The 18,480-nt window shown below is 49.1% G+C and carries 21 protein-coding genes; 6 read left to right on the top strand and 15 right to left on the bottom strand.

The window, feature by feature from the left end:
* Positions 1-410: 410 nt before the first annotated feature.
* Complete coding sequence (locus tag ACJJI7_RS14820; RefSeq protein ID WP_353375112.1) at positions 411-1,664, top strand: phosphoinositide-specific phospholipase C-related protein; 1,254 nt, start codon at positions 411-413, stop codon at positions 1,662-1,664.
* Between the two features lie 774 nt (positions 1,665-2,438).
* On the opposite strand, the gene ACJJI7_RS14815 is transcribed toward ACJJI7_RS14820, so the two are convergent.
* On the bottom strand, positions 2,439-2,936 hold the full coding sequence (locus ACJJI7_RS14815; RefSeq protein ID WP_353375111.1) for a hypothetical protein: 498 nt from the start codon (positions 2,934-2,936) through the stop codon (positions 2,439-2,441).
* Between the two features lie 335 nt (positions 2,937-3,271).
* Here ACJJI7_RS14815 and ACJJI7_RS14810 point away from each other — a divergent pair, with 335 nt between their 5' ends.
* Positions 3,272-3,556 (top strand): hypothetical protein, encoded by a 285-nt coding sequence (locus tag ACJJI7_RS14810; protein WP_020414877.1) that lies wholly within the window; start codon positions 3,272-3,274, stop codon positions 3,554-3,556.
* A 269-nt stretch (positions 3,557-3,825) separates the two neighbouring features.
* Here the strand turns inward: ACJJI7_RS14810 and ACJJI7_RS14805 are convergent, their stop codons facing one another.
* The 4 genes from ACJJI7_RS14805 to ACJJI7_RS14790 form a co-directional block, all read right to left on the bottom strand.
* Positions 3,826-4,200 carry a hypothetical protein gene (locus tag ACJJI7_RS14805; RefSeq protein ID WP_020414876.1) on the bottom strand — a complete coding sequence of 125 codons (375 nt, stop codon included), beginning with the start codon at positions 4,198-4,200 and terminating at the stop codon, positions 3,826-3,828.
* Positions 4,193-4,747: a sigma-70 family RNA polymerase sigma factor gene (locus ACJJI7_RS14800; RefSeq protein ID WP_020414875.1), complete on the bottom strand. Its 555-nt coding sequence runs from the start codon at positions 4,745-4,747 to the stop codon at positions 4,193-4,195. Before ACJJI7_RS14800 ends, ACJJI7_RS14805 begins: the two co-directional genes overlap by 8 nt.
* 10 nt (positions 4,748-4,757) lie before the next feature.
* Positions 4,758-5,555, bottom strand: a complete 798-nt coding sequence (locus ACJJI7_RS14795; RefSeq protein ID WP_444901849.1) for a DUF6249 domain-containing protein — start codon at positions 5,553-5,555, stop codon at positions 4,758-4,760.
* A gap of 72 nt (positions 5,556-5,627) precedes the next feature.
* A complete protein-coding gene (locus ACJJI7_RS14790) occupies positions 5,628-5,924 on the bottom strand; it encodes a hypothetical protein (protein ID WP_020414873.1) in 297 nt (98 codons plus the stop codon).
* A gap of 180 nt (positions 5,925-6,104) precedes the next feature.
* On the opposite strand from ACJJI7_RS14790, the gene ACJJI7_RS14785 reads away from it, so the two are divergent.
* The 3 genes from ACJJI7_RS14785 to ACJJI7_RS14775 all read left to right on the top strand — a co-directional run bounded on the left by ACJJI7_RS14785 (position 6,105) and on the right by ACJJI7_RS14775 (position 7,979).
* The gene (locus ACJJI7_RS14785; protein ID WP_020414872.1) at positions 6,105-6,710 is read left to right on the top strand and encodes a DUF924 family protein; all 606 of its coding nucleotides are present in this window, start codon (positions 6,105-6,107) and stop codon (positions 6,708-6,710) included.
* On the top strand, positions 6,710-7,327 hold the full coding sequence (locus ACJJI7_RS14780; RefSeq protein ID WP_020414871.1) for a LysE family translocator: 618 nt from the start codon (positions 6,710-6,712) through the stop codon (positions 7,325-7,327). Before ACJJI7_RS14785 ends, ACJJI7_RS14780 begins: the two co-directional genes overlap by 1 nt.
* 358 nt (positions 7,328-7,685) lie before the next feature.
* Positions 7,686-7,979: a YebG family protein gene (locus ACJJI7_RS14775; RefSeq protein WP_020414870.1), complete on the top strand. Its 294-nt coding sequence runs from the start codon at positions 7,686-7,688 to the stop codon at positions 7,977-7,979.
* A 137-nt stretch (positions 7,980-8,116) separates the two neighbouring features.
* Here ACJJI7_RS14775 and ACJJI7_RS14770 read toward each other — a convergent pair whose 3' ends face one another.
* The 3 genes from ACJJI7_RS14770 to ACJJI7_RS14760 form a co-directional block, all read right to left on the bottom strand.
* The gene (locus ACJJI7_RS14770; RefSeq protein ID WP_020414869.1) at positions 8,117-8,512 is read right to left on the bottom strand and encodes an MAPEG family protein; all 396 of its coding nucleotides are present in this window, start codon (positions 8,510-8,512) and stop codon (positions 8,117-8,119) included.
* 182 nt (positions 8,513-8,694) lie between these two features.
* Positions 8,695-9,996, bottom strand: coding sequence for an amidohydrolase family protein (locus tag ACJJI7_RS14765; RefSeq protein WP_444901850.1), 1,302 nt, complete (start codon positions 9,994-9,996; stop codon positions 8,695-8,697).
* On the bottom strand, positions 9,993-11,405 hold the full coding sequence (locus ACJJI7_RS14760; RefSeq protein WP_282951022.1) for an amidohydrolase: 1,413 nt from the start codon (positions 11,403-11,405) through the stop codon (positions 9,993-9,995). Before ACJJI7_RS14760 ends, ACJJI7_RS14765 begins: the two co-directional genes overlap by 4 nt.
* A gap of 322 nt (positions 11,406-11,727) precedes the next feature.
* Here ACJJI7_RS14760 and ACJJI7_RS14755 point away from each other — a divergent pair, with 322 nt between their 5' ends.
* Positions 11,728-13,365: a hybrid sensor histidine kinase/response regulator gene (locus ACJJI7_RS14755; protein ID WP_020414866.1), complete on the top strand. Its 1,638-nt coding sequence runs from the start codon at positions 11,728-11,730 to the stop codon at positions 13,363-13,365.
* 67 nt (positions 13,366-13,432) lie between these two features.
* Here ACJJI7_RS14755 and ACJJI7_RS14750 read toward each other — a convergent pair whose 3' ends face one another.
* From ACJJI7_RS14750 to ACJJI7_RS14720, 7 genes are read right to left on the bottom strand one after another with little or no spacing between them, the layout of a single operon-like run.
* The gene (locus ACJJI7_RS14750; RefSeq protein ID WP_444901851.1) at positions 13,433-14,599 is read right to left on the bottom strand and encodes a glutathionylspermidine synthase family protein; all 1,167 of its coding nucleotides are present in this window, start codon (positions 14,597-14,599) and stop codon (positions 13,433-13,435) included.
* Positions 14,600-14,603: 4 nt separating this feature from the next.
* Positions 14,604-15,221: a DUF1190 domain-containing protein gene (locus tag ACJJI7_RS14745; protein WP_020414864.1), complete on the bottom strand. Its 618-nt coding sequence runs from the start codon at positions 15,219-15,221 to the stop codon at positions 14,604-14,606.
* A gap of 12 nt (positions 15,222-15,233) precedes the next feature.
* Entirely contained in the window at positions 15,234-15,650 is a 417-nt protein-coding gene (locus ACJJI7_RS14740) for a DUF350 domain-containing protein (protein WP_020414863.1), read from the bottom strand.
* A gap of 15 nt (positions 15,651-15,665) precedes the next feature.
* On the bottom strand, positions 15,666-16,319 hold the full coding sequence (locus tag ACJJI7_RS14735) for a YjfK family protein (protein ID WP_020414862.1): 654 nt from the start codon (positions 16,317-16,319) through the stop codon (positions 15,666-15,668).
* Positions 16,304-17,377, bottom strand: coding sequence for a potassium channel family protein (locus ACJJI7_RS14730; RefSeq protein WP_353375107.1), 1,074 nt, complete (start codon positions 17,375-17,377; stop codon positions 16,304-16,306). The genes ACJJI7_RS14735 and ACJJI7_RS14730 overlap by 16 nt, the downstream gene beginning before the upstream one ends.
* Before the next feature lie 4 nt (positions 17,378-17,381).
* Positions 17,382-18,077 carry a PspA/IM30 family protein gene (locus tag ACJJI7_RS14725; RefSeq protein WP_444901852.1) on the bottom strand — a complete coding sequence of 232 codons (696 nt, stop codon included), beginning with the start codon at positions 18,075-18,077 and terminating at the stop codon, positions 17,382-17,384.
* Positions 18,074-18,478, bottom strand: a complete 405-nt coding sequence (locus tag ACJJI7_RS14720) for a DUF2170 family protein (protein ID WP_020414859.1) — start codon at positions 18,476-18,478, stop codon at positions 18,074-18,076. The genes ACJJI7_RS14725 and ACJJI7_RS14720 overlap by 4 nt, the downstream gene beginning before the upstream one ends.
* Positions 18,479-18,480: the final 2 nt, after the last annotated feature.

The raw sequence follows: 18,480 nt of genomic DNA, 5'->3' as shown, positions 1-18,480 counted from the left end.
AACAATAAGAAAAGTAATCGAGGCCCTCAAACGAAGTCAGCAAAGGCTTTAAGGGCCCGCTCAATTACGTTAACTAAAGACATGTTAGATTCTTAAAGTTAATTGTCGCCTACTATATTGCCATAACGCCAACAAGCCCACAAAAATGACTAATTCTTTCAACAAAGGATACAACAAACCTTAAAGCCAACAACATAAAATCAATAAACATTTTATAATACCAAAGATGTTTAATTTAATTAGACATCGAAAGCTTACATTAAAAGTTGTAGATATTTTCCAAGGAAATGGATAAATCAGCCAGGCTATTTTCAGTTTAAAATATAGAAATCCCGCTGAACTTCTCAATTTCTTGCCACACTTTTCAACTCACACACCCACCAATTTTCGGAATAAACTTGGATTAATTGATGAATAACATAGTCAAAACAACCACCCTCTCTACCTTATTATTGACTAACTTTATTGTTTCCCTATCTGTTTCCGCGGGAGAGTTCACACTTGATTCTAACGATTGGCGTATCCGTGCGCTTAAGATTCAAAACGATATAGATCTCGATGTACCGCTAAGAGAAGGTTTCAGACTGGGAACACACAACTCCTTTAACGCTGAGGAGTATGCCAATGCATTCCGCTATGTAGATCCAAATCAAAAGCTGTCCTTGAACGATCAACTAGAAGCAGGCGTTCGCAGAATCAACTTCGATGTGCATGAATTTTTTAGCTTCAGCACCTGGAAAACTGAACTCCTGCTTTGCCATGGCACATCCAATCATTGGGGATGCAGTTCATTTGATCGCAGGTTAATTCAAGGGCTCAATGAAGTGAAAAGTTGGCTTGACAAAAATCCAGATCAAGTCATAGAGATAAAAATTCAAGATGAAATGGATGGAGAGCACAATGAATTTATAGCACGAGTGGAAGAGTCTATGGGAGAGCTGGTCTATCGCCCAAACGGGGGCTGTAGTAAGGTGCCAGCAGACCTTACCGATAGAGATATTTTAAATGCAGGCAAGCAAGTTTATTTTACTGGGAATTCCGCCTGTAATGATGATAATTATCAAAGCCTGGTGTTCAAGAATCACGAAGGTGGACTTTCTTACGATCGCAATGAGGTTCTCAATGGTGTCTGCCCGGAAAACCCAGAGAGTGGCATAATGTCAGTTTCAGAGGATCGGACAAATTTATCCGGGGGCAGCGATGATAAGACCACTAATGCCAGCGAATTATTGATACTTATGGAATGTGGCCTAAATTCTACCGGACTGGATATGTTGGGCTATACAAATTCGGACAGAATCGCAGCAGCTGTATGGAGCTGGGATGTCAATGAGCCGAACAATGCTGGCAGTACAAGCAATGAAGACTGCGCACTATCCAGAGCCAACGGCCGCTTCAACGATTTGAATTGCACTCAGATAAAATCCTTTGCTTGTGAAAATGCCCAAGGTGACTGGTATATCACTAGCTCACAGGGAATCTGGAGTGAAGGTATGACCATCTGTCACGCAGAGACCAATGGCGTATATCAATTCTCTGTACCCACCAGTCCTTATAAAAATACAAAGTTAATACAAGCAAAAGAATCTGTATCAGTAGATCAAGTCTGGTTGCATTACTCTGATATTGTTGTGGAAGGAAAATGGGAGGCAAGTCATCCATAACCTAAAGAGCCTATCATTAGATATTGATAGCTGATCTGACAGCCCGGCTGGATAGTTTTGACCATCCGGCCACCAAAAAACCACTGAGATTATTACTCGAATTACAACCAAAAGAATGGCTAAATAGATCCATTATTAAAGCCACTAAAACAACTTGAAAACTCTACAATATATAGAAATAAAAAAGCTATAAGTACCCTTCATTCAAGATAGAATTATTTAATTCCTCAAACATGTACCCATGCAGAGACAAATTTTATTTTTTATATCCTGTCGATAATATTTAGTTGATGATCAATCACTTTTACATATACCCTACTAGGTGTTCTAAAGGTACAAATCAATTCTGGACAGCCATCAAAAGAAAATGGCAATAACCTCAGTAAATATTGGTACTCTTGGCTTCGAATTAAAATAGATAAAAGTTTTGACTAGTCTGATGCTAATTCAATTGGGTGGGCATGGATTAAGCATAGGGTGGCCGACATCAACGATGAGCTTCACTGGGGAATTGGCTTATAGGTGGCTGGTGAGAGGGAAAGAGGGAATACACTGCGTTCAGGATCGTATGAGGCATGGATACCGATTTCAAGCTTAAAAGAGTGTATTCACAGCGCTTCTCAAGTGCAGTGTACTCTTACTCTCTGACCCAGTAGTACGCCGCCAGCTTCTGTGAAGTATCTCAAGGAAAAATCAGATAAAGAACAATATAGGAGGCTATTTAATGTACTTTTCGCTCAGAGAATATAAATAACCAACCTCTACCAATAAAAGCTACTGATTTAGCCACTTACATTCTAACTTTTCATTCTCAGTAAAAGTCTCACTTGAATAGAAACTTAAACCGCGATTGAACTGGTATCCAGCCTTTACACCAGTGGCACGGTCAGATGGTTCATTTAGATGGTTAAACGTCACTATACACTCCAGCACAACCATTTGATTTTTTATGGAGCGTGAAAACTCCATTGATGCAATCAACACAGGCTGATTGAGCTGGTCACCAAAGTTAGCGGATCTGTTAACCCTGGTTAATACCTGCCTGGAATCTCCACTGGCCAGTAACTTCAAATCAAAAGCAGCCTTAGTTCCATAACAATCAAGTTTTTTATTAATAAATCTATCAGGCATTCTCAACAGCGTTGCAGCTTCCGGACATTCATCATCAAGCCCACTCGAAAACCTCATAGATCCTTTAACGTTTCTCTCCCATGCCTCTTCCGCGGCTCTATCAAGTGGCCTGCGGACACACCCAAACTGCCCAGCTGCCATTGATTAACTCTTACCTCTTTCGAAACCCTTTCCGTAGGCGAGCTAATATGGGAAGCTCTGTTTTTTGTCGATACATTTAAAAAAGTAGTAGAGTAAAGAGGTTCGATCGGGAAGCACTACAGACAATCATGAATGTGATCTAGAGGGAGGGTGATGAAGCTTACCCTGTTAAGGCGCTCTAAGAGACACTCGGCATTACCCGCTCAAACTTCTACAATTCCCTTGGAGCACGTGAGGAGTTATTCCTTGAAATATTGAATATGTATTTTGTGTAGCCCCCAGACTTTGTACTGTATAAAAGTGAACCGGAAGAGGAGATACTGAAAGAAATATTCATGATCCACCGCAATGTTTGTTTAGCTAGGGCAAGTACCCCATATCATTGCGGTAGCCTTGCTGCTAATAACATTGCCGGGCTTGTTGGGAGGGACGAAAAAGTCAGCCCGACACTCTCCAGAGCTCCAGAGACAACTCTTAAGCACTTCGAACAATTGCTAACTCTTTCAGAAGAAAAAAGGGAATTCGATTGTGAGGATATACACTTTACTGCGCTTGCCTTAAAGAGTGTGTTACTCGGAATAAATCTGCTTTCCAAAGTAATTTATGATGAGGGGGACTAAATATCTACAGGCCCACATTTACATTTGAGGAAAATATCCACCGGCACCGTGGTGGCAGGTTAGACGTTAACCCAGTATCAGAGCACCGTGTCGAGCATAGCGCTGTCCATGGCTATACAAAAAAGAGAGAAGAAATTAAAAGCATACCCTCTACAGTACGAAGTCACTATTTAAAAGTGTTCCAATTAGCGGAGGAGCAAAATTTTATCTGCCCCCAATTGGTAGTGGGGGCAGGCCGATAATCCCTATTTATTACTATTAGGAATTAATCAGCGACGTGCAGCAAAAATACCGCCAGCCATCACCACTAGCGAGGAGAGCATTCCAACGCCAACCAGACTGTAAAGGCTGATGGACTGGCGCGCTGCTTCACTCAATACTTCACCAAATGGAAATTGCCAGGCCACGATTCCTGAGGCTGCCAACACAGCGATGTATTGGGATCGGCTGGCACGGCGCTCACTATCCTTTGAAGGCGCAGGCAGTTTTGCCATCACGCTTTCACAGAAGCCATCGTCGTCCAGGTAGGGCTCATCGAACTGCAGCTGTTCGCTTAGCCAGGCATCGAACTGTGGATCTTTGCCCTCTATAGCAACATCGTTCAAGGTGCCACCCTTAGTGTTCCGCTGTTCAAAATTAACCATTTACCACCTCCTCGCGCCATGGCTGGAGCAAGCTGCGCAGCTTGGCCCTCGCGCGATTCACATGGGATTTTACCGTACCCAGCGGCAACTTCATAATGCTTGCCGCCTCCTCATGGGAAAAGCCCCTCTGCATACACAGATGTATCGCCTGGCGCTGGGCATCGCTCAGGCTACTCATAGCAGAGTTTAGATCCCTTGCCATACCCAGTTGCTGGGACTCTTCCACAGTCTCTTCTGCTTGAGCTCTGTCGACCGCCTCCTGATCCACATCTGGCGCATTCTTGCGTTTGTGGCTCATGACGAGATTGTAGGCGATACGGTACAACCAGGTGCTGAACCGGGCATCCCCCCGAAATGCCGGCAACGCCTTGTAGGCCTTGATAAAGGCCTCCTGCGCCATATCGTCCGCCAGGCCCTGGTCGCCATCACACAGCTGACGGAGCGAGAATCGCAGCTGTGACTGATAGCGGCGAACCAGCTGAGCATATGCCCGCTGGTCCCCGTCTTCGACGGTGCGCCTGATCAAATCCTCATCATTGAGGTCCATATTCGGGTCCTTACACCTGCTTGTTATCGAGCTTCCAGTTGATAAAGCGGGCCAGGCCGATAAACAGTGGGATCAACCCCAGACTACCTACACCAAAGCCTGCCAGGGCCGTCAGCCAGATAAACACCGCTGCACCCACAGCAATCAGGGTGATGCCTCTATCTGCAGGACTCCTGGGGCTGTTGCCTTCGAGCATATCCAGCATCTCAGGCGGTACATCGCGACCTTCAGCAACCATGCGGTTGATATTTTCCACAACCAACTGTTTCTTGCGGTAGCTGTTATGAGTCACCAGCCAGACAATCAGCACCGGCATCCCAAAAATGCAGATCAGAGCGATTATTGGTACCAGCCAGGACTCCAAGGGCTCAGTGTTATGCGCCCTATCCCAAAACCTGGCCTTGTGGTCGTAATGCCTGGTCAAACCGATTTCGACATTCTCCGGAACCTGATCCAGGGCCTCCTCAACCACTTGGCCCCGATCGTCGAGAATGCCCTTGCTCTCAAGCTTCTCAATAATCCGCTGACTCAGTGGCCCACCAAAATCGGTACCCAGATCTACTTTGACTTCACTGCGCTCGCCATCTTCACCCTGGGTTTTAATAGTGAGCACGCCGTTGTCATCACGCATAATCCGCACCCGTGAGTTCGGCTCGGACGCTTCGGCATCAATCGATGGTGGAGCAGGAGGCTTCGGCATCTCCGTGCTGTCATCCTGTGCCCAGCTACCCAGGGCGGCAAATGCAGCCACCAGAGTTACCAGCCAGCGAGCGCCAGCCAGCATGGATTGTGAATTTCTCGCTCTCATTTTTTACTCTCTGATCATTCTCGTTATATGTGCTGTTGCACCGTCGGGGATACCCAAAACCACTTTTTGGCCTTACATGACTGTGAGGCGACCTTTTGAATAAGGGCTCGGTGTGGCGCCCTGTTTAGGCTTATCCTCAGCTACATGCACCGGATAGGGGAATCCGATGCTCTGTGAATCAGCTTTTGCCTTACACTCATTGAGCTTCGCCATAAAATGCCGGTCAGTCTTCTCAGTGAGCTGCCGGTGGATGTCTTCCACAGAAAAGCCCAGCTCTACCGCCCTGGCTTCTGCCGCTTGCATGCCGCTGAGCGCCAGTAACAGTACGGCGCAAAATTGTACCTTCTTAAATGATCCCGCAGTAAACATTGTGACCTCCAGATCGTTTCTCCTTGTACACCTCTATGACGGGACTAGCCTCAGGTTTGGATGCAGATGCATAAAAATTTTTTCGCGCCACCCTTCCGGTAGCACCATCTCCCTCTGCGGCTGGACCAACAGGTATAAAAGTCGCAATAATCCAGACCACTAAAAAACGAGTTCAAGTTGATGTCTTCAATAGTGGATGTGCTGACATTCTGGTTCGGCGGCCCAACGCTGGGCCACTTGCCATCCAAATCGCAGCAGCAACGCTGGTTTGCAGCGACGCCAGCGTTAGATCGCGAGATACGGTGCGACTTTGGCAGGGTTACCGAGCGGGCTCTGGAGGGAAGACTGCCCCATTGGCGCCAAACCCTGCGAGGCGAGCTTGCCCTGGTGCTCCTATGCGATCAGTTCGCTCGCAATATCTATCGCGGTAACGAGAAAGCCTTTGCGGGAGACCTCCTCGCGCTGGAAGTTACCGAAGATATCCTACGGCGCGGAGACACCGGCAGACTCGGACTATTTCAGCAAATATTCGTGGGTATGCCGCTGGAGCACAGTGAAAAACTCCCGATGCAACGACGCTCCGTGGCATACTTCAGCCAGTTGCAGCGACAGTACCAGGGTGACCCAAGTGTTGCCCCATACCTTGCGACCCACTATCGATACGCCCTGGCTCATCAGGCAGTGATTGAGCAGTTTGGGCGCTATCCGCACCGCAATGCGGCACTCGGCCGCGAATCTACAGATGAAGAGAAACAATGGCTGGCACAAGGGGGCGGCTTTAAATAATGGATTTACTCGGTTGGTTATCACTCGCAGGTATCTGTGCACTCGGGGCCATGTCTCCTGGGCCCAGTCTATTGATCGTAATGCGCTCTTCCGCATCAGGGCTCCAGCAGGGGCTCGCCAGTGCAATCGCCCATGGGGCTGGTGTCGCCATCTATGCCGCCCTCACCGCTTTTGGTCTAGCCGTACTAATTACCAGCTCACCACTGCTGTTCAGTATTTTGCAATGGGCCGGTGCCGCCATGTTGGTGTATTTAGGCTGGAAGGCCCTGCGCGCACCAGCACCGGGCTCCAGCACCACCAAATTGGAGGCACCAAAACAAAGTACTCAGCGCGCAATCGCGCAGGGTTTTGGTGTAGCCTTTTTTAACCCCAAAATTGCAGTGTTCTTTACTGCCTTATTCAGTCAGTTTGTATCGGAGCAACAGACTCTTACCACTAAGTTGGGAATGGCCGCAGTAGCTTCCGGGATAGATACCCTCTGGTATTGCATCATCGCCTTGGCAGTACATGCCAGCCGCAAGCGTCAGTTAGTCAGCAAGCACCTGGGCCACCGCATCCAGCAATTGTTTGGCCTATTGCTGATCGGACTAGCTGCAAAGCTCGTATTGACGATCTGATTTCCTTCGATTGACGGCCACAGCCCAGAGTCAGAAAGGGCAAAAGACAGTGCCGAGAAGCCTGCTCGATAACCAAGCGGCAATTAACGCTTACATTTAAAAAAAACAGGCCCGGTTTACGGGCCTGTGATAGCGGAGTTTGCAACTCGGCACCTGGGGGGTTACACCGAGCTGCGAAGCGGCATTATGACAGCCTTAAAAATTCCCTGTGTTCAGGCTATCGCAACCCTCTCTCTCCTGACCGCAATTAATTTCCCGCCTATTTGTCGACCCCTGCGTTGACACTGAATATTTATACAGTTACTGTATGGTCATACAAAAAAATTGGAATGTCTGAAAGGCAATTGGGAGGCACATCATGGCCGTAGTAGCTGTTTGGAAATGTGATCGAGACGGAGCAATGTTCGACAACAAAAAAGATGCTGAAGAACACGATAAGATGCTGGAACTGGCTGCCAACATCACCTCACTAATAGAGCGCCATATTGAAGGTATTGATGAACAGACTGGCGAAGAAATAGGGCTGTTGTTAGCCAAGCGCCGCGATTCACTAGCCAAAGCCTGCAAAGGCAAACCGGAGGCTCTGCTGGAAGGGGACAGTGCAGAGGAAACCTCTGATGAAACTGTTACTCCCTTTGCCGCCAATCAGTAAGTGCTTGTAGTTTCATCCCTGTACTCTGCCCGGTTAAGCCGGGCTTTTTTATTAGCCCCCCAACTATTTGATGATTAACCAGTGTCGCTGGCCATGCTCACCTCTCTCTAACCAGCGATACCCTTCTTGCCCGCTGTTTACAGAGCTTTCACAGCCTGAACAATATTAACTACGGCCAAAGCCAATATCACCACCCAGCTGATCAGCGTACCCCAAAAACGCCCCATGTGTGTCCCACCTTTACCGGCAGTTAGACCATATGCGTGGAAAATACGGGAAAGTAAAAATGAAATCCCAAATATATGCAGCCAAATTTGTGATAAACCACCCAGTTCAGCAAGTAAAAGTAGTAACAGTGCTATAGGTGTATATTCAATTGCATTCGCATGCACTCTCACTCGGATCTCATTAGAGCGATCATCACCGGTGCCAATTCCCACACGCTTAGTGCGGCGAAACTGCACCACCCTTAGTGCCAGGTAGATAATCAGGATTGCACAGAGACTGGTATAAAGTGCCGTAACATAGGCCATTAGGTCGATCCTTTTTCTTATTCATCAGACTGTTGGAATATAGCTGTAAAGACTATATTGCTGCCACACAGATCCTATACAACAAGCAAGGCTTTTTTGCTCATTGTCTTAATTTCCTGTAGGCAGATAACAAAAGAGCGGGCAATACCCGCTCTTTACTTCACAGCTATGGCCAGGCCAAATTAATATTGGTAGCCAAAATTGTGACCCTTGGTGGGCTTCAAATGGCGATCTCGCAAACGGGTAGAACGAGTAACGAGAGATTGAGGTTCACCCTCAATCAATACCTGTTCCGGGTAGCTGGTAACTTCCAGGGGATCTCCGCTCCAAACGACGATATCAGCCACTGCACCCTGCTCCAGTGTCCCGCCCTGCAGATTGAAAATATCAGCCACATTGCTGCTGATAGACTTCAGGGCTTCCTCATAAGGTAGGCCATGAGCAACAGCATTACCGGCCGACTGGCGAGATAGATACACATTGTGGGTAGAAGCGTAGTCGGGCCCACTAATAGCCACTTTTACACCTGCCTTGGTAAGTAACGCCGCATTATCGAGGCGCGCACCCAGGCTGGAAAAGGAAATAGGCAAGTTATTGATAGCATCAATAACCACTGGCACCTGGGCCTCAGCCAGCTGATTCGCTACCATCCAGCCCTCAGCTGCTCCCAGCACCACCAGTTTCACACTGAAGGCTTTGGCAAGCTCAATTGCACCGAGAATATCGCTGGCGCGATTGGCGGTAATGACCAAAGGCTCCTTACCACTCACCACCGGCTGTAAGGCCTCCAGATCTGCCAAACTGTAATCCAGTTCACGCCACTCACCACGACGAATCGCAGCGCGATTTTCCCGGTACTCCTTCGCTTCACTCAAGGCCTTCTCAACCTTGGCATAGGCATTGGCACGACTGCCGCCAGCTAACTGTGCACCGGCCTCTCCTAAATAGGCCTTCTGGGCTACATCTTTGGCTTCTACACTATCGAACTCACCATTCAGCTTAATAGCAAAGCTGCGCCCGGCGAATACGCGCTGGGCTTCAACAGCACCGTCATCCCAGGTGCTGATACCGGGAAAAACTACAGCACTGGTCACGCCCCCTGCGCGATTGAAAGGAATCAAAGTAGATTTAGGGTTGTAGGCGGGCAGCGGATTAAATGCACTGCCAATACTCTCACCAGTTACCGACTGATCATTTGTTGAGCTGGCAGCACTGATTTCCACCAGACCAAGCTCGGAAACCGGCGCTATCACTCCCGGAGTGACTACTTTGCCTTGTGCATCAATTACCCGGTCAGCAGAAACGCTCAGGGAGGGGCCTACCTGCTCCACTTTGCCACCGACAACAAGTACATCGGCAGACTCCAAACTGCCTTTGTCCCCCAAGGTATGCACCTTGCCACCCTTGATAAGGATGCTCTCTGCCTGGGCACTAGCTGCCAGAACTCCGAGGGCAAACGCACAAAAAACAACTACTCTTTTCACTGCCGCTCTCCCTCTGCATTGAGAATACCCAGCTCAAAATCGCTGCGCGGTTGGCGCTTTTCATCAGCGCGGTCATACATCAGTTCACCATCGATAAATACTTGATCGACGTGGGTGTAAACACTGAAGGGATTACCAGACCAAACCACAACATCAGCCATTTTGCCCTTCTCCAGGCTGCCAGTTTGTTCTTCGATACCCAACGCCTTAGCAGGGTTTGATGTCATCCAGGCAACGGCATCCTTGGGTTGGATATCAAAACCCGCGCGTCGGCCCGCAGTCATCGCTTTGGCTACCTCTTCATTCAGGTGCTGCACGCCCACACCGGAATCGGAGTGGATCATAGCGCAGGCTTTGGCCTGGTCGACAATCGCAATATTCGCCTCGGTCATATCAAAGGCTTCATGCTTAAAGCCCCACCAATCGGCCCACATCGCTGCGCAAACATCGTTTTCTGCCAGCAGGTCGGCTACTTTGTAGGCCTCAACTGCGTGGTGGAAAGTAGAAACCTTAAAGTCGAACTCTTTAGCAACATCCATCATTACGGCCATTTCCTCACCGCGATAGCAGTGATTGTGCACCAGGATATCGCCGTTCAGCACACCCGCCAGGGTTTCCATCCCCAGGTCGCGCTCGGGCTCATCGCCGCCATTCTTTACATAGTCTTCCCATTTTTTCTTGTAGCTGCTGGCTTCAATCCAAGCTTTACGATAGCCAGCCACATTCCCCATACGCGTTGAGGGAGAAGTACCCTTGCCACCGTAAACACGCTTGGGGTTCTCACCACAGGCCATCTTCAAACCATAGGGCGCACCGGGGAATTTCATATCCTGCACACTGCGGCCGGGCACATTCTTCAGGGTTACACTGCGGCCGCCGAACAGGTTGGCGGAACCTGGTAGAATTTGCAAAGTGGTAACGCCACCTGCCAGTGCCAACGGGAACTGGGGGTCCTGGGTCCATACGGAGTGCTCTGCCCACACTTGCGCAGTATTGGGCGAAGTCATCTCATTGCCGTCTTGAGAGGATTCGATAGAGGGTGCCGGATAATCACCCAGATGGGAATGGACATCAATAATACCGGGGGTAACCCATTTATCCTTGCCATCCACCACCAGGGCTCCTTCCGGAGCCTTCAGGTCTTTACCAACCTGGGCAATCTTGCCACCTTCCAATAACAGATCTGTATTTTCCAGTTGCTCGCCAGTACCGGTGAGTAAAGTGGCCCCCTGAATCAGGACCGGACGGGACTGACTGACTGAATAAGTGGAGGGAAAGGCATCCAGGCGGGCGAAGTCCAGGGATCTCTGCTCGCTCTCAACCTTCTTCTCTCCGCAAGCGGACAGCAGCAACGTGGCACAAAACAGAGCCACGACACCGCGCCCGAAAACTCGAGAATGCAGCTGCATAGTAAATCATCCAATGGTTTTGAATATAGCGGTAAATGCTATCAGGTTGTTACGCTGTAGCCACTACTTGACCGTGCAAAAGTTTTAGCCCTCCCAGCGGGTACACCATATTTCATTTGGCCCCTATAGCTCCGCAAAACACTGTTGAACCGAATCACATTGACGCAAACACGTGATTACAAACTCGCTTACAAATAACGGCGTGTCAGCAAAGACTGCGTGCTAGATCAAAAAACGAATTAGCTACCTATATACTTTTCTTTTTCTACGTGGTGCAATTTCTGGTGAAAAAATACTCAAGGGTGACTCAGGAGGAGAACAAATGATCAAGGAGAGCAATTTACCTATTTTCTCACCCTCCCCAGCCCTTGCCTCAACCCGGGAGCTGGATTCGAATCAGGTTTACGAGGCCCTGCGTAAAAGTGAGGAGCGCTACCGGGAACTGGTTGAGCATGCCAACTCTATTATTATGCGCTGTGACAGAAATGGGAGAATTACTTCTTTCAATGAATACGCACAACAACTCTTTGGCTACACCGAGGCTGAGATAATTGGTAGGCACTTGGTCGGCACAATCGTACCCGCCAGTGAAACCAGTGGGCGTGACTTGCGTAAACTGATTGACGATATCTGCGACCACCCACAGGAACACCGCTACAACATCAACGAAAATATTACCAAATGCGGTAAAAGGGTTTGGATTGCCTGGACCAATAAAATTATATCCGACGAGAGCGGCCGCCCCAGCGGCATACTCAGTATTGGTACAGATATTACCAAGCAGCGGCTATTAGAGGAGGAGCTGCGCCAAGCCCAGAAAATGCAGGCTATCGGTGAGCTGGCCGGTGGCATAGCACATGATTTCAACAATATGATTCACGGGATCAGTGGCTACGCAGAGATAATACAGCAGATCTCCGAAGACCCCCGTATCAGTGAATACACTAATCATATCCTGACTACAGCGCGCCACGCAGCAGAGCTGACCAAGCAGCTACTCACCTTTGCCCGCAAAGGAAATTATCAGCTGAAGGATTGTAATACTCACGAAATTACACGTGACGTTTGCGCTATGCTCGGCCGAACCATCGACCGGCGTATCCGTATCGAGCAACTACTCGAGGCTAATCGCCCCCATGTAATTGGCGACCCCGCCCAACTAAAAAGCGCCCTTTTAAATATTGGCATCAATGCAAAAGATGCAATGCCGAATGGAGGCACCCTACGCTTCACCAGCAGCAACATCACTATCGAAAAAGAGATAACTATCGCTGATTTTGAAGTTCAGCCCGGCCATTACTTGTTAATCACGATTAGTGACAGCGGTACCGGAATGTCACCTGAGGTACGACGCCGGATCTTTGAGCCTTTTTTCACAACGAAGGAAAGTGGCCGCGGCGCTGGCCTTGGGCTCGCAGCGGTACACGGCACCATCCACCTCCATAAGGGCGCAATTAAGTGCCATAGCCGTGAAGGAGAAGGCAGCACCTTCAAGCTATACCTACCAATTTCCAAAGCTCGTCCGGAAAAACCCGGCGCTCCAGCAAACCTGCCTTCGGCTGGGTGCAAACTGAACATCATGGTTGTAGACGATGAAGCTATTGTTCGGAGTTATTCAAAAACTCTTTTTGAAATGAATGGCCACAGTGTTGTGGCTTTTGCTACGGCTGAACAGGCAATTACCTACTACCGCCAACATTGCGATCAGGTGGACCTGGTGATTCTCGATATGATTATGCCTGGCATGGATGGCCAGGAATTATTTGCTTTCCTCCGCCGTATTAACCCCGAAGTAAAAGCCCTACTTTCCACAGGTTACAGTGTCGATAGCAAAGTTCAGGAGGTAATCGCTGATGGAGTACTAGATTGTATCCAAAAGCCATTCACTTATGAGCGCCTCAGTAAGAAAATTGAAGGGATGATTGCCAGTGGCTTGCTGAGCAACACCAAGAAACAGTGAAGATAAGTGATACCCTAAACTGTATCGCCGGCAAATGACATGTAGTGGGTGCTGCAGTACTACCGGCCTAGAGAATAATATGCGGCAAGTAACGACTCATATCCTGAGTCACAATATTTCCATCTTCACGAATAGACATTCCAGCCGCCATATCATCCACCAACCAACTACCTATCAGCGTATAGTTTTTTCCAAACTTTGGCAGTGGATGCATAGCCTGAAATACAAATCCCTCTTCACCGTAAGGGCCACCGGAAAGGGATTGCACATCACCTCCACGCACAATGGAAATATTAGCTCCTTCCCGGGAAAAAATCGGTTTCTTTACCAGCTCAGTAAATTCAGCAGCCTTGTGCAGCTCATCCTCAAAAAAAGATGGTAGCAGGTTTGGGTGCCCCGGAAATAACTTCCACAACATCGGCAGCAGTGCTTTATTGGATAAAATCGCTTTCCATGGCGGTTCCAGCCAGCGCACATTATTAGCCCCCAGCAAAGAGCCAAACTCCTCTCGGAACATAAACTCCCAAGGGTACAGTTTGAACATCCAGGTAATCACCTGGTCTTGCATATCTGTAAAAAAACCATCCGTATCACAACCGATATCTTCCATAAAGACAAAATGGTTGGTAATGCCGGCCTCACTGGCACAGTCCTGCAGGTATTGGACAGTACCGCGATCCTCTTCAGTATCTTTGCAACAGGCAAAGTGTAGTTCGCGACCAGGAGTGAGAAACTGTAAATCCAGGAAACGATTAACCAGCTTTTCCTGTAAGCTATTGAACTGATCCGACTGCAGCGGCAGGGCCCGCCGGTCCACATTATCCTGCAACCATAACCATTGCCAAAAACCAGTCTCGTAAAGACTGGTAGGCGTATCCGCATTATTTTCGTAGAGCTTTGCGGGCCCCTGCCCGCAATAGGCAAAATCAAGACGGGAATAAAGACTGGGGTCGCCGTTCTTCCAGGAGTTGCGTACAAAATCCCAATGTTGCTCAGGGATACAAAAGCGTCGTAGCAGCTCCTCATCCTCCAGCACCTTCGCCACCACATCCAGGCACATCTGATGGATTTCTTCGGTAGGCTCTTCTATATGTTTTTCTACCTGCTCCAGGGAGAACTGATAGTAGGCGCTCTCATCCCAGTAGGGTTCGCCATACATTGTGTGGAAGTGAAACCCAAACTCCTGAGCCCGCTCCTGCCAGCGCGGGCGTTCGCCAATCGGCAACCTCAGCACAAAATCAGCCTCCCCAGCCCCGTGAACCACTACTGGAGCGACCACCACCCCAGCTGGACTTAGCTGAAGCCACAGACCCAAAGCCGCCGCGAGAGACCGTCTTTGTTACCTTGGGTTTCGGGTCCATCGCACTCTTGTCAACCGTATAGGACGACTTGCCGTATCGACCGATCACCTGCCCATCCGCTGTCATCAAACGATCGTAATAACGGGAACCAGAGGCAGAATAACGATAGACGGGGTTATAGTAACCGGAGGAGTAATGGCGCCTATCATTATCCAATAGTGAAGCAACCATAAACCCGGTCATCAGGGGCATCCAGAAACCACTGCTAGTCTCGCGGCAACTTCCAAACTCCGTTTCGCACTGGGAAAGATTGGCATACTTGGGGCCAGTGCGCTCAGCCTCTTCCAGCGCGCGCTGGTAGGCAGCCTCACACTGGGCCTCATCCAATTGGGTATTATTTACGCAGTCCTCAACTGAGGAAACTACTTTAACCTCTTCATCAGAGGAGCAGCCGACAAGGGCTGCTGCCACACCGATTGCCAAAGGGCGCAGAACAAAGCTTGCTCCCCGACCTTTGCGCATCCGCGCGAGATTGATAGTTTTGGTACGTTTCATCCTCACTCCCGCTTAGTAGCTCATACAGGCAGCATTAAGGACACCGACAGAAATTGTTGTGGCTGCCAGCATAATCCCCGCAGACAACTCCCCGTCTTCAATACGCTCAACAATACGAGGCATAAACCCGAAACGGATAATGGCAAACGCAATCAACTGAGCAATTAACGCAACCACCGCCCAAGTAGCGAAGTCGGTAATGGACACCGAATTGCTGGCAGCACCACCCACAGCAATGGCGAAGCCGAGCACCGCACCACCAAAACCAATAGCAGCCGCTGCATTCTTATCCTCTCGAATCAACTTCCACTCATCGTGGGGGGTCACCAGTGCGTAGAGGAATTTAAACGCAATTAAAAATACCAGTGACAGGCCAAAATAAGCCGCAAAATGAACGATACCAGTCAGTAAATCATAAGGCTGGTCCATTGATACTTCTCCTTATTATCCGTGAATAGTCAGCTGTGAGGGGGTCAGTGTAATACCGGTACTGATAACTAGGCTACGACTTAAATAGCCAGCATTCTCTTCTTTTTCTTCAGCGGAGAGAAACAGAGATTCAGTGCGCTGATCAGACAGTTCGCGTTCGAACAGCATGGTAAATTGATCCGTTTGCGAGAAGTCTCCGCCCTCTTCATAGGTCTTTTCAGCCATGTGCACCGGATTGTGGTAATCACCAGTGGAGGTCCATACCCTGCTATAGGAACGATCATCCAGCTGGTAGTTGGCAGCGCCTATCTTTTCTTTTAACAGAGTATCCCAAACCTGCTGGCTAGAAACATCCTGGGTATCGTAAAAGTGAAACAGCTTTACATCCACGACATGCTCATCACTCTGGCCACCTTCAGCTACTACCTGCAACCAAGCATCATCGTCGGTATAGAAGCGATAAACCCATGTACCGTCCAACTCCACCACACCAGCTGCTTTGATAATTTGTGTGGGGGAACAGGACTCAATGGTGAGTTCATCCAAGATCAGACGAATTGCCAGTGGGTCCAACTCAAAACTGGCTCCCAGGCGCAAACCCATAATCTCCGGCGTTTTTACTACCGGAGCTTCCTTCCCCTTAAATTTTTTAATCAGTTTGGTAAACATGTACCAACACCTTCCCCTTCATTCATTTTTATATCGAAGCAGCGCTTTTCATCTAACCGCTTGGCCGAGATGTAGTACAGCATATCCCCGTTACTAACCTGGTCTGTCAGCGCGGGATTCACATCGATTTTTATTACATCCTTACGGCGGACAGCGATCAGTGTTGCGGACAAGTCCTGTTTGAAATGATCAAACAGGGGACCAAACGGCAGTGGCCGCTCCCCTCGATACTCTACACTGTACTGTGTCATTCCATAAGTACTATCCAGAAGCTGGCGGTGCAAACGTGCCGAACCGGGGTCCAGCGAAGACTTGGCTAAAAGCTCTACCGCTACAGAGGGAATACATTCGATATTCGGGCAGTGCGCACGCAGCAACTCACCCACATTTTCGTCTTGGAAATAGGCAGTTTTATGGCTATTAGGGCTGTGCTTATCACAGAACAAAGCCGTAGTGAGTGTTACATCATCTAACGGGTTGTCGATAATAATTCTCGCGGCTTCTGCCAGTCCGGCGCGCTGCATACTCTCGATATGGGAGAAAGATTCAACCCGCACAAAATCAATTTTGCCAGGCATCGGGTTTTCAATATCAGCCTCTACACAGAGCACTATTTCAGACGTTGTGCCATTGGTCTTGGAGAGCAGAAGTTCAATCAGGCGCAGAGTTCGGGTTCCGTTCCAGCCGATAATGACCGTGTGATTGACATTACTTGTCATACGCAAGCCTCTCTTTCCTCTATGCACAAACTCAGAAACCGCAAAACCTACCCGGGTAACTACCATCGCAAACAGGCTCAGTCCAAGCGGTATCACCCAGCCCGCCACCACGATTTTTCCTGCAGGTGAAACTGGTGAGAAATCGCCATAGCCGACCGTCGATGCGGTAACCACCAGCCAGTAAATAAAGTTTTCGGGAGCGATAATCTCGCTTTCTCCCGCAGCACTCAGCAGCAGATAGCTGCCGACCACATAGCCCAGAACGGCAACGAGAATGGTTGTTATATTTGCCTTAACAAAAAGCGACGCCAGAAGGCGTCGCACTTTAAATAGCAGCACTGGATCAGGCCTTTTCGCGGCTCGCCAGCAATTGTGCCAGTTTATCACTACCACTGACCTGGCCCCCGGGCTTGATGCCTGCCGCCTTCAGCTTGGCATCAAGGCTAGATCCGCTCTCCTCCGTGGCCAGCTCTTCCGCCGCTTCCAATTCAGCTGCACGCTCCTGCTGCTTGCCCTTAATCCGGTCCAGGCTGTCCAGGGCTGTCTTGATCTTGCTGTTAGCGCCCATGTGACGGGAGGAAACAGCAACCTGGGCTTTTTGTACGGACTCAGTCGCTTTGATCTGATCTATCTGCTGTTCCATACGGCGCACATTGGTCTTGGCTTTGGAAATATTGCCTTTCAGTGAGCGCTCGGAGTTCAGGAAGCCTTCCAGCAGGCTCTGCTCAGTTTCCAACTGGGCCTCAAGCTCAGTAACGCGCTCAGCACACTCCAGGGCCAGGCTGTCATCGCCCTTCTCACTGGCACTGATAGCATGAGTACTGTAAGTCTCAATATCGGCCTGTAAGGATTCCACTTTGCTCTCGGCCAGCTTGCGCTTGGCCATGATCTTAGTCAGGTTCTCATCACAAGCTTTCAATTCAGCCTTAGCCTCGCGCAATTCCTGGTCGAGAATGCGGATAGACTGGCTGTCCGCAACTGCTTCAGTACCCTCGTTTACCGCACCTTTCAAGGCAGTCCAGATTTTTCTCAGGCTCATGCTACACCCTCCATTTCAAAATGATCTGCATACAAATCCAGGAAATCCCCCACATTGGAAAACAGGGTTTCAACTTCCTCGATAACTACTTCGTCCTTGCTGGACACAGACAGCGCACCAAATGCAACGTAATAGCTCTGGCCGCCAATATTTTTGATGGCTATCGCCGTCAAAGGAACCAACTGATGTGTCTGGAGAATCATCTCATTCAGTGCAGCCACATCATCAACCTGGCTCACTGGAAACAGGATGCTCTCTACAACAATCTGCTTTTCCCCGACGTAGACAAACGCATCGACACCTTCATCGTTAGAAATGCTGAGGCAGTCACCCTCAGACTCGACTACCCACCCAGTGTGGTTTTCCGCCAACTGGCGCAGGTTTTCATGATTCCAGGTCATTT

Source organism: Microbulbifer variabilis, assembly GCF_056232115.1.
This window is presented reverse-complemented; position numbering and strand designations above follow the sequence as displayed.